Origin of the sequence: Aestuariivita sp. (assembly GCF_049276915.1) — a bacterium.
Taxonomy (GTDB): domain Bacteria; phylum Pseudomonadota; class Alphaproteobacteria; order Rhodobacterales; family Rhodobacteraceae; genus Aestuariivita.
On sequence record NZ_JBASXK010000089.1, the window covers coordinates 65239 to 81111 of the forward strand.

General features: G+C 61.9%; 15 protein-coding genes. 8 read left to right on the forward strand and 7 right to left on the reverse strand.

Going from position 1 to position 15873, the window contains the following annotated elements; all coding sequences use genetic code 11:
• Window positions 1-57: 57 nt before the first annotated feature.
• The 6 genes from WAO69_RS09500 to WAO69_RS09525 form a co-directional block, all read right to left on the reverse strand.
• Window positions 58-984 (reverse strand): fumarylacetoacetate hydrolase family protein, encoded by a 927-nt coding sequence (locus WAO69_RS09500; RefSeq protein ID WP_422178391.1) that lies wholly within the window; start codon window positions 982-984, stop codon window positions 58-60.
• 5 nt (window positions 985-989) lie between these two features.
• A complete protein-coding gene (locus WAO69_RS09505) occupies window positions 990-1766 on the reverse strand; it encodes a cyclase family protein (RefSeq protein ID WP_422178393.1) in 777 nt (258 codons plus the stop codon).
• 11 nt (window positions 1767-1777) lie between these two features.
• Complete coding sequence (locus WAO69_RS09510; RefSeq protein ID WP_422178395.1) at window positions 1778-3091, reverse strand: TRAP transporter large permease; 1314 nt, start codon at window positions 3089-3091, stop codon at window positions 1778-1780.
• 70 nt (window positions 3092-3161) lie between these two features.
• Complete coding sequence (locus WAO69_RS09515; RefSeq protein ID WP_422178397.1) at window positions 3162-3680, reverse strand: TRAP transporter small permease subunit; 519 nt, start codon at window positions 3678-3680, stop codon at window positions 3162-3164.
• Window positions 3681-3686: 6 nt separating this feature from the next.
• Window positions 3687-4742 (reverse strand): C4-dicarboxylate TRAP transporter substrate-binding protein, encoded by a 1056-nt coding sequence (locus tag WAO69_RS09520; RefSeq protein ID WP_422178399.1) that lies wholly within the window; start codon window positions 4740-4742, stop codon window positions 3687-3689.
• Between the two features lie 45 nt (window positions 4743-4787).
• Window positions 4788-5438: a TetR/AcrR family transcriptional regulator gene (locus tag WAO69_RS09525; protein WP_422178401.1), complete on the reverse strand. Its 651-nt coding sequence runs from the start codon at window positions 5436-5438 to the stop codon at window positions 4788-4790.
• A gap of 313 nt (window positions 5439-5751) precedes the next feature.
• On the opposite strand from WAO69_RS09525, the gene WAO69_RS09530 reads away from it, so the two are divergent.
• From WAO69_RS09530 to WAO69_RS09565, 8 genes are read left to right on the forward strand one after another with little or no spacing between them, the layout of a single operon-like run.
• Window positions 5752-7842 (forward strand): FAD-dependent oxidoreductase, encoded by a 2091-nt coding sequence (locus WAO69_RS09530; protein ID WP_422178403.1) that lies wholly within the window; start codon window positions 5752-5754, stop codon window positions 7840-7842.
• Window positions 7843-7846: 4 nt separating this feature from the next.
• Window positions 7847-9022, forward strand: coding sequence for an acetyl-CoA C-acyltransferase (locus tag WAO69_RS09535; protein WP_422178405.1), 1176 nt, complete (start codon window positions 7847-7849; stop codon window positions 9020-9022).
• A gap of 11 nt (window positions 9023-9033) precedes the next feature.
• Window positions 9034-10233 carry an acyl-CoA dehydrogenase family protein gene (locus tag WAO69_RS09540; RefSeq protein ID WP_422178407.1) on the forward strand — a complete coding sequence of 400 codons (1200 nt, stop codon included), beginning with the start codon at window positions 9034-9036 and terminating at the stop codon, window positions 10231-10233.
• Window positions 10230-11363, forward strand: coding sequence for an acyl-CoA dehydrogenase family protein (locus WAO69_RS09545; RefSeq protein ID WP_422178409.1), 1134 nt, complete (start codon window positions 10230-10232; stop codon window positions 11361-11363). Before WAO69_RS09540 ends, WAO69_RS09545 begins: the two co-directional genes overlap by 4 nt.
• Window positions 11344-11763, forward strand: coding sequence for a PaaI family thioesterase (locus WAO69_RS09550; RefSeq protein ID WP_422178411.1), 420 nt, complete (start codon window positions 11344-11346; stop codon window positions 11761-11763). Before WAO69_RS09545 ends, WAO69_RS09550 begins: the two co-directional genes overlap by 20 nt.
• Complete coding sequence (locus tag WAO69_RS09555; RefSeq protein WP_422178414.1) at window positions 11760-12530, forward strand: oxepin-CoA hydrolase, alternative type; 771 nt, start codon at window positions 11760-11762, stop codon at window positions 12528-12530. The genes WAO69_RS09550 and WAO69_RS09555 overlap by 4 nt, the downstream gene beginning before the upstream one ends.
• Window positions 12531-12533: 3 nt before the next feature.
• On the forward strand, window positions 12534-13538 hold the full coding sequence (locus tag WAO69_RS09560) for an NAD(P)H-dependent flavin oxidoreductase (protein WP_422178416.1): 1005 nt from the start codon (window positions 12534-12536) through the stop codon (window positions 13536-13538).
• On the forward strand, window positions 13535-15019 hold the full coding sequence (locus WAO69_RS09565; protein WP_422178418.1) for a class I adenylate-forming enzyme family protein: 1485 nt from the start codon (window positions 13535-13537) through the stop codon (window positions 15017-15019). The genes WAO69_RS09560 and WAO69_RS09565 overlap by 4 nt, the downstream gene beginning before the upstream one ends.
• A 43-nt stretch (window positions 15020-15062) precedes the next feature.
• On the opposite strand, the gene WAO69_RS09570 is transcribed toward WAO69_RS09565, so the two are convergent.
• Window positions 15063-15764, reverse strand: a complete 702-nt coding sequence (locus WAO69_RS09570; RefSeq protein ID WP_422178420.1) for a 2-dehydro-3-deoxygalactonokinase — start codon at window positions 15762-15764, stop codon at window positions 15063-15065.
• Between the last annotated feature and the right edge of the window lie 109 nt (window positions 15765-15873).

Below are 15873 nucleotides of genomic sequence, written 5' to 3' on the forward strand. Positions count from 1 at the left end.
GTGGGATGTCAGATCCTGATCAGCGAAACGCCCTGCCGATCCGCCAGGGATCAATGCCTATGGTTTGACGATCCTGTTGGACAAGGTGCCGATCTTCTCGATCGTCAGCTCGAAACGGTCTGCGTCCTGCAGCTGTTTGCCCAGTTCCAGCCCACAGCCTGTGCCCACCGTGCCCGAGCCGATCACCTCACCGGGATAGAGCGTTTCGCTGGCCGAGATATGTTCGATGATCCGGCCGAAATCATGGTGCATCTCACTGGAATTCCCGCCCCCCCAGCGCTCACCGTTTACCGTCAGTTCCATGGCAAGACTGGCCGGATGGGCGATCTCATCCGCCGTCGTGATCCAGGGGCCAAGGATGTTTCCAGTGTCGAAATCCTTGCCCTTGGCGGGGCCAAGCTGGCCAGGCATTTCGATCATCTGGGCATCGCGCGCCGAGACATCGTTGAGGATCGAATAGCCAAAGATATAGCCGGGCGCATCGGCCGCCGAGATATCCTTGCCCTTCTTTCCGATGATGATGGCCAGTTCCAGTTCCACATCCAGATGCGCAGCATAAGATGGCCAGATCACATCCGCGCCATGCCCGATAAAGGACATGCGGTTGCCCTTGTAGTAAATCGGCTGATCGTACCAGACGGGCGGGATCATAAAGGGACGGCCCGTCATCTTTTCCGCCCGCGCAAAGCTGTTCTTGAGATGTGTTTCAAACACCAGGCAATCGCGGTACTGCACCGGCAGGATTGGCGGGCAGAAGGTGATGTCTTCCTCCAGCAAGATCGCGGCATTTGTGGAATTGGCAATCAGGGATCCCGCCAGATCCAGGGCCGCATCGGAATTATAGATGACCGACAGCATATCGACGAAAAGCGCGGCATTCTCGTTGGCATGTTCGGCCGCGAGATGCAGATCCAGCATCTTTCCTTCGCCCAGATCGGCGACAACGCGGTCGCGGGTGTCGTAACGGACGGTTCCAAGTCTCATGTGATCTACTCCTCGAGTATCGCGACGGCGCGGGTAAATCCGGCCGAGGCAGCTTTGATCTTGAACGGAAAGGCCGAGACCGTGAAACCGGTGTCGGGCAACTGGTCAAGATTGGTCATCTTCTCGATCTGGCAATATCCCTGATCCATCCCCGCGCGGTGGCCTTCCCAGATGATCGATGCATCTCCTGTTCTGGCGTATTCCCTTGCGGTATGGGCAAAAGGCGCGTCCCAGCTCCAGGCATCGGTTCCGACCATGCGCACGCCTTTGGATGTCAGGAAATTCGTCGCCTCCCGCCCAAAGCCACAGCCTTTCAGCAGATAGTCCTCCTGCCCATAATGCGAACCTGCGGCCGTGTTCACAAGCACGATGTCGAGCGGCTGAAGATCATGGCCTATCCGGGCAAGTTCCGCCTCGATCTCTGCGGCGTTGACCACATGCCCATCGGGTTTGTCACGAAAGTCGAACTTCACACCCGCGCCAAAGCACCACTCCAGCGGCACCTCGTCGATGGTCATTGCACGCGCGCCTTTGTTCATGGTCGAGTGATAGTGATAGGGCGCATCCACATGGGTGCCATTGTGGGTCGCGATCTGCAGGCGCTCGATCGCCCAGCCTTCGCCCCCGGGCAGGTCTTCTTTGCGCAGGCCCGGAAAGAACATCATGACCTGTTCTGCGGTTTGCTGGTGATCCAGGTATTCGATCTGGGGCAGCATCATCGGCGGATCGGATGCGATGCCGGTCTCCAGGGGAACAGAAAGGTCGATGTATCGGCGCGGCATGAGGGCTCCTTTCAGGACTGGGGAATGAGGCCGGTGGCAATGACCGGGAAGGCCAGAACAAGGCTCAGCACGATCAGCATGATCCCGGCAAAGGGGGCTGCGCCTCGAAAGATATCCGCCAGCGTGATGTCGGGATCATCCAGCGTGGCCTTGATCACATAGACCGATATCCCGAACGGAGGCGTCAGCAGGCCGATTTCGACGGCCAGCACCGTGACGATGCCGAACCAGATCAGATCGACGCCCATGGGAATGACCACAGGCAGCATCAGCGGCACAAGGATCAGCATGATGGAGGACGAATCCAGGATCATCCCCATGGCGATCACGATGGCGCAGTAGATCAGGATCACGCCCCAATAGCCAAGATCCGCATCCGACGCGAGCGACCCGAGGCCTGCGGGCACGCCCGACAGCGCCAGCATCCGGGAATACATCTGCGCGGCGATGATCAGAAAGCACACCGTCGCGGTGACAAGCCCGGTTTCCACCAATACCGTCCAGAGGGATTTCAGGGTCAGCCGGCGCATCGCAAACCCCAAGACCAGGGCCCCGATTGCGCCCATGGCCCCGGCTTCGACCGGTGTGAAGACACCGGTATAGATGCCGCCCAGAACCAGCAGGATCAGGATCAGGATCGGCAGGGATTTGCGCAGCAGTTCCGTGCCCCGGATCGCTGTTATCCTGGATTCATCGGGATTGCCGACAAAGCCGGGGGTGAACACCGCCATGGCCACGATGCCAAGGGCGAAGAAGACCGCAAGAAGCAGGCCCGGGCCGATACCTGCGATGAAGAGGTCTCCGATGCTTTGTTCGGCCAGGATACCAAAGAGGATCAGCAGCAGGGAGGGGGGGATCATCATGCCCAGCACCGAAGAGCCCGCGACCACGCCCACCGCAAAGCGCGGATTATAGCCATGGCGGATCATCTGCGGCACGGCGATCTTGGTGAACACCGCCGCCGAAGCGATCGAGATCCCGGTGATGGCGGCGAAGATCGCGTTCGCACCGACCGTGCCGACTCCCAGACCCCCCTTGAGCCTGCGGAACGCGCTATTGGCCACGTCAAACGCATCGCGCCCGAAACCGGCCTCTGAGACCACAAAGCCCATCAGCACGAAAAGCGGTACAACGCCGAAGAAATAGCTGGAAATGGCATCATTGGCGGCCAGTGCCAAAAGCTTGGAAGCCAGCACTGGAGAGCCCTTGATCGCCCAGACCCCGACAAACGAGCAGACCATGAGTGCGATCGGCACGAACATGCCCGCCATGACGGCCAGACCCATGGCAACAAGGGACAAAAGGCCGATGTCGAAGGGCGTCATGCGACGCTCCGCGCGGGTGGTTGGTGTCGGCCTGGGGTATTTGGAACCAGAAAGAAGCAGGAGGAGGACGTCATCTGTAGCGCCTCCATACACGGGCAGCGAATTGCAGGATCAGGGCCGTGCCTCCGATGATCAGGATCAGCTTGACGGGCCAGACCGGTGCCGTGAAATCGCCCAATGCGCCGATGAACTCGCCGCGTTCCCAGGCCCGTGTGAAGATCGGCCAGGTCGTCCAGACAATGACCCAGATCACCGCGATTGCGATCAGGTCAAAGAGTGTCGCAAGCGCATGTCCAACCATCGGATGGGCGCGCGTCAGCCAGCCAAGAAAGGCATCGGACTGTGTCATGCGACCCTGTCGAAGCGCGGCCGGGATTTGCAGGAAAACGATGGCGACGATCGACAGCGTGACCAGTTCCGGCACACCGCTGACCGGATTGCCAAAGAGGTTTCGTCCCGCCACGTCGATACCAACCAGCACCATCAACAGCAGGATCAGTGTCGACCCGGCCACGTTCAGCCCCTGCGTGACCCCATCAAGGATACGCAGCGCAAGGGGCTCGCGCTGCGTATGTTGGCTCTCGGACATCTGCCCTTACTCGGTGTCCCAGTTGCGCAGGGGCGTGGCCCCGGCGGCGCGCATCGCATTCATGTAGCTTGAGAGCACTTCGGAGGCGGGCTGGCCCTGGGCGTCAAGCTGATCGGCCCAGACGCGCGCGGCGTTGTCCATCCCTGCGGCCCAGGCTTCGCGCATGCCCTCGGGGGCGTCGATGATCGTGGCTCCGGCGTCGCCCATGGCAGCGAGGGCGGTCGTCACCGCGCTTTGCAGCTGGTCGACATACCAGACCTGTGCCGCATCGGCTGCGGTCTTCAGCGCTACCTTGGCGTTCTCGGGCAGGGCGTCATACCAATCGGCATTCGCGCAAAGCGATCCGGAGTATTGTGCGCCCATGCCGGTCTTGGTGATATAGGGCGCGACCTCGAACAGCTTGCCGGGCAGGGCGGCGGACGCAAAGACGATCACCCCATCATAGACGCCTGTTTTCAGTTCATTGTAATAGGTGGTCAGGTTGCCCGATACGCCCACGGCTCCGGTGCCCGACAGCCAGTTTATCGCGGCACCTGGAGCGGCGATCTTGCGGCCGTCAAGATCGGCCAGCGAGTTTACCGGAAAGTTGGTCATCAGAAGATAGTCGTCAATAACGATCGGCGCGCCAAGATAGACCACGCCGTTTTCTCCATATGCCTGGGTCATCGCCGGCAGGTTTGCATGCATGTCGTTGAGGATCGTTGACACCTTGGCGATGTCCGATGTCGTGAAGGGCGTGTAATAGGTGACGTTCTGTACCGCCAGTTTGGCGGGATCGAACAGCGACGAGCAGGTGCCTATTTCGGCCAGCCCGGCCTCGACGGCTTCGAGTTCCTCACCGACCTTGGCGAGAGAGCCGCCATATTGCTCGGAGAAGGTGATGGAATGGCCTGCTGCCTCCATTTCCGATGTCGCGGTGGGGATGAAGACGTCCGAGATCATCTTTACCCAGCGGAACACAGGCGGGTGGCCTGCAACGATGGTGGCAGAGAAACTTTCGGCACTGGCTGCCATGGGCATGGCGGCCAATACGCCTGCGACGGCGAGGTGTTTCAGGTTCATGTGTCTTTTCCTCCCAAAAAAGATGAAAACCCGGCAAGCCGGGGATTACGGGGACTTTGGATGTTCCGAAGTCAGCGCGCGGATGCCGCCTTCGACATATGTCACCAGAGTGGTGAGTACGTCCCGGCGGCTGGTGTCTGCGCGATCCAAGCCGCCCAGGCGTTCCGAGCGTCCCGAATTGGAGACAGCTGCCACGAGTGTGCCAATGGCAAGATTGTATCCCCAACTGATGTCGGCTTGCGTGGCTCCGGGCAAGGCGCGGCGCAGGGCGTCGATGAACCGTGCGGCTGTGGCGTCATAGTGTAGGCGCACAAGCTCGGCGTCACGCGCATCGCCCACCGTCAGCCCGGCAAGGATGCGCGCATAGGCGCGCCCGCCGCCTTTGGGTCCAAGGGGGGGTTCCATTAGGGCGCGCAAGATCTGCTGCACCGCGTCAGGTGCACTTGGATCCACGCGCTCAAGGCGGTCCAGCCGATCTGCATTGATGATGCCTGAGCGGCGTTCGATGACGGCGGCGTAGAGCCCCTCTTTGTTGGTGAAATGATAATGAAGAAGGCCCTGGGCGACCTCTGCACGCAGTGCAATTGCTTTCATGCCGGCACCGGAAAACCCGTCATCTGCAAACACGATTTCGGCGGCATCCAGAATGCGGTCGCGTGCCGAGATCGGCGAATCCTGATGTTTTGGCTCTCCCATGGTGGCAACTCTGGAGTTTGACTGAACGATCAGTCAAGAAGTTTTGATGCTGTGGATCTCGACTGCGGCGAATGGATTGCGAAAAACTGCTTGCACGCGGGCCTGCACTGGCCTTTGGTCCGGAGCGAGCGGTCTTTTGGCGGGTTGCGCAGGGTCTTTGCACCGCCCCGTGAAACCGGTCCCGCGCCCCAAGTGACGCAAGGTTCTGCCTGCGCAACCCCGCAGAGGATTTGCGCGGCTTTCGTCAGACTGGGTATGAACGACGGACGGAGCCGGGCTTGGGCGCGGAGGGAACAAAAAGGGAGAGTGGGTCATGAGCGAGGCCATTCACTATGAATTGCTGGGCGACATCGCGGTGCTGGCGGCGAATAATCCGCCGGTGAACGCGTTGGGCCAGGCTGTCCGTCAGGGCCTGATCGACGGGATCGCACGGGCCGAGGGCGACGGTGCCAAAGCGGTGCTGATCTATGGCGAAGGCTCGACCTATTTTGCCGGTGCGGACATCAAGGAATTCGGCAAGACGCCGCTGGAACCGTGGTTGCCGGATGTGTGCACACGGATCGAAGCCTCGCCGCTGATCGTTGTTTCGGCGCTGCATGGAACCGCTTTGGGGGGCGGGCTCGAGATTGCGCTGGGGTCGCATTACCGCATCGCCGTGCCATCCGCGCGCATCGGCCTTCCCGAAGTGCTGATCGGCGTCATGCCGGGTGCTGGCGGCACCCAGCGCTTGCCGCGCCTGATCGGTGTCGAGAAATCCATCGAGGTGATCACCTCGGGCCGTCAGATCGCAGCCAAGGAGGCGGCCGAGTTGGGAATCCTCGATCGGGTTCAGGAAGGGACACCCCGCGAGATCGGTCTGGCCTATGCGCGTGAGTTGATTGATGCCGGTGCCCCGCGCCGCGCGATCAGCGAGATGCCCAATCCCGAAGGCGCGGATTTCGACGCCATTTATGAGGCCGTACTCAAGAAATCGCGCGGTCAGCTGTCGCCGGCGGTTGCGGTGCGCGGAGTTCAGGCGGCGGTCGAACTGCCGTTTGCTGCAGGTATGAAGCGCGAGCGCGAACTGTTCTTCGAGCTGATGAATACAGATCAGCGTCAGGGTCTGATCCATGCGTTCTTCAGCGAACGCGCGGTCAGCAAACTGCCCGAGCTGAAAGGTATCGAGCCGCGTGACATCAAGGACATTGGCGTGATCGGCGGCGGTACGATGGGGGCCGGGATCGCGACGGCCGCATTGCTGAGCGGGCTGACAGTGACCATGCTGGAAATGACCCAAGACGCCGCCGAGGCAGCCAAGGGCCGGATCGCGGGAAATCTGCAAGGCGCTCTCAAACGCGGCAAGATCAATGAGGATCAGTTCACCCATCTGACCGAAACCGCTCTGACGCTGGCCACGGGTTACGATGCGCTGAGCGGCGCGGATCTGGTGATCGAGGCCGTGTTCGAAGACATGGATGTCAAGAAAGAGGTCTTTGGCAAGCTGGACGCGGTGTGCAAAGCCGGTGCGGTGCTGGCGACCAACACCTCCTATCTGGATGTCAATGAAATCGCCGCCGCGACCAGTCGCCCGGCAGATGTCATCGGCCTGCATTTCTTCTCGCCTGCACATGTGATGAAACTGCTCGAGATCGTGGTTGCGGATAAAACCGCGCCCGATGTCGTCGCGACCGGCTTTGCGCTGGGCAAACGGCTTGGCAAGATCTCGGTGCGCGCGGGTGTGTGCGATGGCTTTATCGGCAATCGCATTCTGGCGGTCTATCGCACCGCAGCGGATCACATGATCCTTGATGGAGCGACCCCGTTTCAGATCGATGACGCCCTGGAGGCGTTCGGCTTTGCGATGGGGCCCTATGCCGTTGGCGATCTGGCCGGCCTTGATATCGGCTATGCCGTGCGCAAACGCAGACGGGCCGAAGGGCTGGATCCGCGTGCGCGCGATGCCTCTTTCGCGGACAAGATCTGTGAGGGCGGAAATTTCGGCCAAAAGACCGGCAAGGGATTCTATATCTATGAAAAAGGCGCACGGACCCGTACGCCCAACCCGGACGTGATGGAATTCATTCAGGCCGAGCGCGCACAGAAGGGCATCACGCCGAAGGCGTTCTCGGATGATGAGATCGTGCGCCGGTACATGGCCGCGATGGTCAACGAAGCCGCCAAGGTCGTGGGCGAAGGCATCGCGCGGCGTCCTCTGGATGTGGATATGGCGCTTCTCTTTGGCTATGGTTTTCCGCGCTATCACGGCGGGCCGCTCAAATGGGCCGATATTCAGGGCCTTCCCGGATTGCTTGCCGATATCAAACGCTACGCCCAAGAGGATGACTTCTTCTGGCACCCCGCGCCTTTGCTCGAACAGCTTGTTGCCGAAGGCAAAAGCTTCGATGACCTGAACAAGGAAGGATAAATTCATGAGAGAAGCCGTAATCGTCTCTACCGCCCGCACGGGTCTTGCGAAATCGTTCCGGGGGTCGCTGAACATGACCCATGGGGCGACACTGGGTGGTCATGCGGTGCAATCTGCCGTGGAACGCTCGGGCATACCGCTGGATCAATTCGAGGATTGTGTCATCGGCTGCGGCTTTCCCGAGGGGGTTACCGGTCAGAACATCGCGCGTCAGATTGCCATCCGCGCGGGAATGCCCGTCACAACGTCGGGCATGACGGTAAATCGATATTGCTCGTCCGGTCTGCAGACGATCGCACTGGCCGCAAATGCCATCACCCAAGAGGGCGCGGGGCCAATGATTGCGGGCGGTGTGGAAAGCATCTCGATGGTTCAGGCCGATGTGTCCTCCAGCCCCGAGCCATGGATCAAGGAGCACAAACCCGCGATCTACATGAGCATGATCGAGACCGCCGACATCGTGGCAGAACGCTATGGTGTGAGCCGCGAGTATCAGGATGAATATGGCCTGCGCAGCCAGCAGTTGATCGCAGCCGCACAGGCCAGCGGAAAATTCGCGGATGAAATCGTGCCGATGCAGACAACCATGGCCGTCAAGGACAAGGAAACCGGTGAGGTTTCCATGCAGGACGTCATTCTGGATCGCGATGAATGCAACCGCCCGGGCACGACCCTGGAAGGGCTCGCCAGCCTCAAGCCCGTACGCGAAGGCGGCTATGTGACTGCGGGCAACGCCTCGCAATTGTCCGATGGCGCAGCCGCGGTGACCTTGATCGACAGCGTGGCGGCTGAAAAGGCAGGGCTCGAGCCGCTGGGCGCGTTCAAGGGCTTTGCAGTCGCGGGCTGTGAGCCCGATGAGATGGGCATAGGTCCGGTCTTTGCCGTGCCGCGCCTGCTGGAACGTCACGGGCTGAAAATTGACGACATTGATCTTTGGGAGCTGAACGAGGCCTTTGCCTCGCAGGCGCTGTATTCCCGCGACCGGCTGGGAATTGACCCGGACAAGTACAACGTCAACGGCGGCTCCATCGCCATCGGCCATCCCTTCGGCATGACGGGCGCGCGCATGACCGGGCACCTGATGCTGGAAGGCAAGCGGCGCGGCGCGAAATGGGGCGTTGTCACCATGTGTATCGGTGGTGGCATGGGTGCCGCCGGTCTCTTTGAAATCTACAGTTAAGGAGACATCTGATGGACCTCAGTTATTCCCCCGAGGAACAGGCCTTCCGCGCCGAGGTGCGCGACTTTCTCGAGGCCAGCGTCAGCCCGGAACTCGCCGAAAAAGTCCGCAAAGGTCACGATGGCCTGACCAAGGAGGACATGGAGCAGTGGCATGCAACGCTGAATGCGCGGGGATGGCTGGCGCAGAACTGGCCTGTGGAGTTTGGTGGTGCCGCGTGGAATGCGGTGCAGCGCCATATCTTCGAGGAAGAGGCCGCCCGCGCCGATGCACCCCGCATCGTGCCGTTCGGCCTGTCGATGCTGGCCCCGGTGCTGATGAAGTTCGGCTCCAGGGAACAACAGGATCACTTCCTGCCGCGTATTCTGGATGGCTCTGACTGGTGGTGCCAGGGATACTCCGAACCCGGCGCGGGATCGGATCTTGCCTCTCTGAAAACCAGGGCGGTGCGACAAGGCGACCATTACATAGTCAACGGGCAAAAGACCTGGACGACATTGGGCCAACACGCGAACTGGATCTTCTGCCTGGTGCGCACGGATCCCGAGGCGAAGCAGCAGGAAGGCATCTCGTTCTTGCTGATCGACATGAATACCCCCGGTATCGAAGTGCGCCCCATTATCCTTCTGGACGGTTCACCCGAGGTGAACGAAGTCTGGTTCACCGATGTCAAAGTGCCGGTTGAAAACCTTGTGGGTGAAGAGAACAAGGGCTGGACCTATGCCAAGTATCTGCTGACCCACGAGCGTACCAACATTGCCGGTGTGGGCTTTTCCCAAGCCGGTCTGGAAAGCGTCAAACGCATCGCCAAGGCCGAGCGCGCCCATGGCAAGCCACTGATTCAGAACCCGCTGTTCGCGGCACGCATTGCGCAGGTGGAAATTGACCTGATGGCGCTGTCCACCTCGAACCTGCGGATCGTCTCGAAGGCCGCCGCCGGAGAAGCACCGGGGATCGAAGCCTCGATGCTCAAGGTCAAGGGCACGGTGATCCGTCAGGAACTGAACGATCTGGCTCGCCGCGCGGTCGGACCATATGCGATGCCGTTTCCGTCGGAGTCTCTGGATGGGGACAACAACCCCATCGGGCCGGACTATGCAGGCCCTCTTGCGGCGCAGTATTTCAACTATCGCAAGTTGTCGATCTTTGGCGGCTCCAACGAGGTGCAGAAGAACATCATCGCCAAGACCATGATGGGGGGTGGACGATGAATTTCGATCTGACCGAAGAACGCCAGATGTTGCAGGACACCCTGCGGCGCTATCTGCGCGACAGGTATGACACTGCAACGCGCAATGCGATCATTTCCAGCGACGCGGGCATGAGCGCCGAGATATGGGCCGAGCTGGCCGAACTTGGCGTCATCGGAGCGTTGTTTACCGAAGATCAGGGTGGCTTTGGCGGCGCGGGCTTTGACATCGCGGTGGTGTTCGAGGAACTGGGGCGCGCCGGTGTGGTCGAACCCTTCATGGACACCGCCATTCTGGGTGGCCGCCTGATAGCGGCCGTTGGGACGGAAGCCCAGAAAGAGCTGATTGACGAGGTCATCTCGGGAGCGGCCCATCTGGCGCTCGCCCATGGCGAACCGGTCAGCCGATATGATCTGAGCCATGTGGAAACCACCGTCGTTGCCGAGGGCGGGGACATCGTTCTGAACGGACGAAAGGCCGTTGTGATCAATGCCGAAGCCGCAGGCCATCTGATCGTCTCGGCCCGCGAAAGCGGAGCCGCGGATGATACCGACGGGATCTCTCTGGTGCTGGTGCCGGTTCAGACGCCCGGTGTGACGATGCGTGGCTATCCGATGCTGGCCGGTGGCCACGCGGCCGAAGTCACACTGGATGGTGTCCGCCTGCCTGCCTCTGCCCGGCTGGGTGCGGCGGGCAAAGGCTGGGTGCCGCTGAGCGATACGCTGGCTCTGGCGCATGTGGCGCTGGCTTCCGAAGCCCTTGGCGCGATGGTCACCGCCACGGCGCTGACCAATGAATATCTTGCCACGCGCAAACAGTTCGGTCGCCCGATCGGCACCTTTCAGGCATTGCAGCACCGCATGGCGGATATGTTGATCGAGCTCGAACAAGCCCGTTCCGCCGTGATCAACGCGGCTGGAAATCTGGATGGCGATACCCGCATCCGTGATCTCAACATCGCGGGGGCGCGCAATCTGGTGTCTCGCACCGGGCGTCTGGTGGCCGAGGAATCGATCCAGTTGCATGGCGGCATTGCCATGACGCAGGAATATGAACTGGCCCATATCGCCAAGCGCATCGTCATGACCGACCACCGCTTTGGCGATGCCGATTACCATCTGGAGCGTTTCATTGAACTCAGCGCCGCGTGACAGCGCCGCTCCGGGGAGCGGAGCGCAGGACCTCATCGGCTATGACATTGATCTGAGCGCCGAAGACGGCTCGACCCGCGTGACCCTGACGGTGATCGAACAGCACCTGAACCGCAACCGGTCGCTGCACGGCGGGATCGTGGCGATGATACTGGATGCCGCAGCGGGGTTTGCCGTCTCCCGATACCTTGCACCGGATGGTGACGCGCTTCTGGTGACGGTGACCCTGAACATCCAGTATCTGGCCCCGGGTCTGGAAAACGCGACGGTCACGGCTGTGGGCCGTCGAGTCGGCGGCGGGCGCAAGATCCATTATGCCGACGCCGAATTGCGAGATGAAAGCGGCACCGTGCTGGCCCGTGCCAGCGGTGTGTTCAAACCAGTCGGGAGGCCGCAATGACCCTTGCACGCGTGGACGACAAAACCGATCGTCTGGTGGTCGTGAACATGAATGTGCATCGGCGCGGTGCCCTCTCGCCGGATCTTTATGCGGCGATCCGCGCCGCTCTGGAAACCGCGCAGCAAGAGCGTATCCGCGCGGTGATCCTGACGGCTGAAGGCGGGTTCTTCTGCGCTGGTGGTGATCTGAATGTGCTGATCGCGCGGCGTGAGTTGAGCGAGGCGGAACGCCGCGAAAAGGTCGATGAACTGCATGATCTGGTGCGCCTGATCCGCAGCTCTCCCGTGCCGGTGATCGCAGCCGTCGAGGGCGGGGCCGCCGGGGCCGGAGCCTCGCTGGCGCTGGCCTGCGATCTGATCGTGGCGGCTGAGGGCGCGAAATTCACCGCTGCCTATGTCAAGGCCGGGCTTGTGCCGGACGCCGGGCTTACCTCTGCGCTCTCGCGTCTCGTGCCACGCGCACTGGCGATGGAAATGTGCCTGCTGGCCCGCCCGGTTTCTGCCGAACGGATGTTGGCGCTGGGCGCGGTGAATGCGGTTGTCCCGGCAGGAGAGGTCGACGCGACGGCGCATGGGCTGGCGGATGCGCTGGCCAGAGGGCCGCGCGCAGCCCAGGGAATGATCAGGCGGCTGGTGTGCGAAGCCTATGAGACCAGCGAGGCGCAACAGCTGGATTCCGAACGTGACGGCATGGCCGCCGCTGCCGGAGGCCCCGAAGCCGCCGAAGGCATCGCCGCCTTTCTTGAAAAACGCCCCCCCAGGTTCTGAGACATGACATATCGCTGGAACACCGCACTGACCCGCAAGCTTGGCATTCGCCTGCCGGTTCTGGCGGGCGGACTGCAGTGGCTGGCTGACGCCGACTATGTCACCGCAGCGGCCAGATCCGGGATTATGGGGTTCATCACCGCCGCCAGTTTCCCTGAACCCGACGACCTGCGCGCCCAGATCCGCACGGCGCGCGCTGCCTGCGGTGACCTGCCTTTTGGCGTGAATGTCTCGATGCTGCCCAAGCTGGTGCCGGGCGAGAAAACCGAAGGTATCTTTCGCCTGATCGCCGAGGAGGGGGTCAGTGTGATCGAAACCTCTGGCCGCAATCCCGAACCCTATATCCCGCTGCTCAAGGATCTTGGCCTGACCTTGATCCACAAGGTGCCGGCCGTCCGCTATGCGATCAAGGCCCAAAGCGTGGGCGTGGATATGGTCGCCATCGTCGGCGCGGAATGCGGCGGGCATCCCGGCATGGATATGATCGGCTCTTTCGTGAACGCCGCCATGGCGGGGCGCGATCTCGACATTCCGTTCCTCATCGGCGGCGGCGTGGGCCATGGCTCGCAACTGGTGGCAGCTCTGGCGATGGGCGCGTCAGGCGTGGTGATGGGCACCCGGCTTCTGGTGAGTGAGGAACTCAACGCGCATCAGGGATATAAACAGGCCCTGGTCGATGCGACCGAGCGTGACACCGCGCTGACCATGTCATCGGTGCGCAACACCATCCGCACCCTGGCCAATGAGACCACGCAAGAGGTCGCCCGCATGGAACAGGACAATCCGAATGTCACCATTCAGGATCTCCTCCCACTGGTGTCGGGCCAGATCGGGCGCAAGGCCTATCAGACCGGCGATGTCTCACGCGGGATGCTGTCGGCGGGTCATGCGCTGGGGCTGACGGACCGGGTCGAACCCATGGCGGATATCATTGCCCGGATCGAGACCGAAGCCCTGCAGGCCATTGGCCGGCTTGAGGGCGTCGTAACGCAGGAGATCGCGGGATGAGCCTCTGGCATGATCTGCCCAGGGCGCAAAGCCGGACACGGCCAGAGGCCCCGGCGCTGAGCGATACGATCGGAGCCAACTGGACATGGGCTGATCTGGACGCTGCAATCACGGATGTCGAGACACAGCTGCAGGGCGCGGGCGTGCAGCCCGGCGACCGGGTCTTGCTGCTGGCCGAAAACTGCGCCTGCGCCGTTGCCGTTCTGTTTGCCGCTTCACGGCTTGGCGCGGCGGTGATCCCGTTCAATGCGCGCCAGACCGCCGCCGAGATCGACCGGGTGATCGGCCATGCCACGCCCGCGGCCATCGTCATCATTTCGGCGGTTTCACCCGAAGCTGCCGCGCATGCGTCGCGCCTGAAGGCGGTTGCGATCCATGGCCGGTTCGGTGCGCTGGATCTGGTGGTGCGCGACAGCGATCCCGAAGGCGAGGGCGATATCGCGGTGGTTCTTTACACCACCGGTACGACGGGCGATCCCAAAGGTGTCATGCTGAGCCATGAAAACCTGATCTTTGGCGGGTCGGCCTCGGCCAGGCTGCGCCAGATGTCCGAGGCGGACGTGATCTATGGCGTGCTGCCGCTTACCCATGTCTTCGGCCTTGCCTCGGTGGTGACCGCTGCTGCTGTCACCGGGGCGGCGATCCGCTTCGAGCCGCGGTTCTCGGCCGCCCGCCTCTATGAGGCGCTTGTCGGTGGCATAACGCTTCTTTCGGCGGTGCCGCAGATGCATGCATTGCTGATGCAATACACCCGCGATCAGGGCTATGACCGGCTCCCCAGCCAGACGTTGCGCTATGTCTCATCCGGTGCCGCCCCGCTGGATCCGGCGTGGAAACGACAGGCCGAGGCCTTTTACGGCGTTGCCCTGCAAAACGGGTATGGGATGACCGAAACAACCGCCGGCGTGTCGATCACCCAGAGCTTGATCGGGGATCCGGACATTTCCACCGGCCCACCCCTGCCGGGGGTGGAGGTGCGGATCGACGAAACCGGTCCCGGCGGCGGGCAGGGATCCGGAGAAGTCCTGGTGCGCGGCCCCAATGTCATGCCGGGCTATTTCCGCAACCCTGCGGAAACGGCGCGGGTGCTGAATGCCGAAGGATGGCTGCGCACCGGGGATCTGGGCATGCTGGATGAACGCGGCTTTCTGCACATACTTGGCCGCTCGAAGGAGCTGATCATACATGGCGGCTTCAACGTCTATCCCCCCGAGGTCGAGGCGGCGCTGAACGATCACCCGCAAGTCATTCAATCGGCGGTGGTCGGACGCATGGTGGATGGCGATGAAAAGGTCGTCGCCTTCTGTCAGGTACCGGAAGGTTGTGATCTTGCGCCCGAAGACCTGCGCGCTTTCGTGGCCGAACGGCTGGTTGGATACAAAAGGCCCGGCCAGATCATTCTGGCCACCGCCCTGCCTGCCGCACCGACGGGCAAGATCCTCAAACACAAGCTGCTCGAGGCCTTCGCGGATCGGCTTTGAGTGCCGGTGTCGCGCCCCGGGCAGGTGGCGTGTTGCCGTATTTTCAGCAAGAAGAAGGACCGCTCGCGAGGGCCTTCCAAGCTTGGGCCAGCCCGGTGATCAGAGCGGTTTCAAACCCGTATGTTTGTACCGTTGTGCCGGTGTTGCGCAGCGCATGCAGATAGGGCGGCGTTGATGCCTCATCGCCAAGTATGACCACGGTCTGGCCCAGCCAGTATGGCTTTGCGGCCGCGATTTCCGCACCGATGAGATGGGCGAGGCTTTGACCGGTGCGGGCGGCCCTAGCGCTGGCAAGCTGCTGGGCAAGCCGATCGGGGCGCGAGAGTGTTTCTGTGAGGGCGTCGGTGAAATCGGCGTTCGTCACAGCAGGCTCCGCCCCCAGTGCGGCGGCCAGTTCGGGTGTCAGGAAGCTTTGAAAACTCACCACTTCCCGAGCCGAGACATGCACCCAGCAGGTTTCCGCCCCCAGGACCAGCAGCACCCCGTCAAAGGTCGTATGGGTTGACAGATAACCGGCCACGGCGGTTTCCGCCCCCCGCGTCAGTGCGGCTGGGCGGTCTTGTTGCATCATGGGAATGGCGGCGACATGGGGCAGGTTGGCCGCATATGTGGTGCTCGGACCGACTTGGGCCGGCACGGGTATGGCCGACACGTCAAGACCCGCTGCAACCACGGGGCCGGGCAGATCGGAGAACTCTGAAAGCGCATGGGTTTGCCCATTGCCCAGCGGAGCGTCACCCGACATGGGCCAGACAGTCACCCTGTTCCCGAAAACCAGAGCGGCGTGCCAATCCGGCTCAGACATAAACGCCCTGTGCGGCGTCACGGATGGCTCGGATGTTCTGGCCATAGAC

What these genes read in the sequence shown, in the direction of transcription:
- WAO69_RS09500 (WP_422178391.1), bottom strand. Translation starts at nt 984, where the DNA reads ATGAGACTTGGAACCGTCCGTTACGACACCCGCGACCGCGTTGTCGCC.
- WAO69_RS09505 (WP_422178393.1), bottom strand. Translation starts at nt 1,766, where the DNA reads ATGCCGCGCCGATACATCGACCTTTCTGTTCCCCTGGAGACCGGCATC.
- WAO69_RS09510 (WP_422178395.1), bottom strand. Translation starts at nt 3,091, where the DNA reads ATGACGCCCTTCGACATCGGCCTTTTGTCCCTTGTTGCCATGGGTCTG.
- WAO69_RS09515 (WP_422178397.1), bottom strand. Translation starts at nt 3,680, where the DNA reads ATGTCCGAGAGCCAACATACGCAGCGCGAGCCCCTTGCGCTGCGTATC.
- WAO69_RS09520 (WP_422178399.1), bottom strand. Translation starts at nt 4,742, where the DNA reads ATGAACCTGAAACACCTCGCCGTCGCAGGCGTATTGGCCGCCATGCCC.
- WAO69_RS09525 (WP_422178401.1), bottom strand. Translation starts at nt 5,438, where the DNA reads ATGGGAGAGCCAAAACATCAGGATTCGCCGATCTCGGCACGCGACCGC.
- WAO69_RS09530 (WP_422178403.1), top strand. Translation starts at nt 5,752, where the DNA reads ATGAGCGAGGCCATTCACTATGAATTGCTGGGCGACATCGCGGTGCTG.
- WAO69_RS09535 (WP_422178405.1), top strand. Translation starts at nt 7,847, where the DNA reads ATGAGAGAAGCCGTAATCGTCTCTACCGCCCGCACGGGTCTTGCGAAA.
- WAO69_RS09540 (WP_422178407.1), top strand. Translation starts at nt 9,034, where the DNA reads ATGGACCTCAGTTATTCCCCCGAGGAACAGGCCTTCCGCGCCGAGGTG.
- WAO69_RS09545 (WP_422178409.1), top strand. Translation starts at nt 10,230, where the DNA reads ATGAATTTCGATCTGACCGAAGAACGCCAGATGTTGCAGGACACCCTG.
- WAO69_RS09555 (WP_422178414.1), top strand. Translation starts at nt 11,760, where the DNA reads ATGACCCTTGCACGCGTGGACGACAAAACCGATCGTCTGGTGGTCGTG.
- WAO69_RS09560 (WP_422178416.1), top strand. Translation starts at nt 12,534, where the DNA reads ATGACATATCGCTGGAACACCGCACTGACCCGCAAGCTTGGCATTCGC.
- WAO69_RS09565 (WP_422178418.1), top strand. Translation starts at nt 13,535, where the DNA reads ATGAGCCTCTGGCATGATCTGCCCAGGGCGCAAAGCCGGACACGGCCA.
- WAO69_RS09570 (WP_422178420.1), bottom strand. Translation starts at nt 15,764, where the DNA reads ATGTCGGGTGACGCTCCGCTGGGCAATGGGCAAACCCATGCGCTTTCA.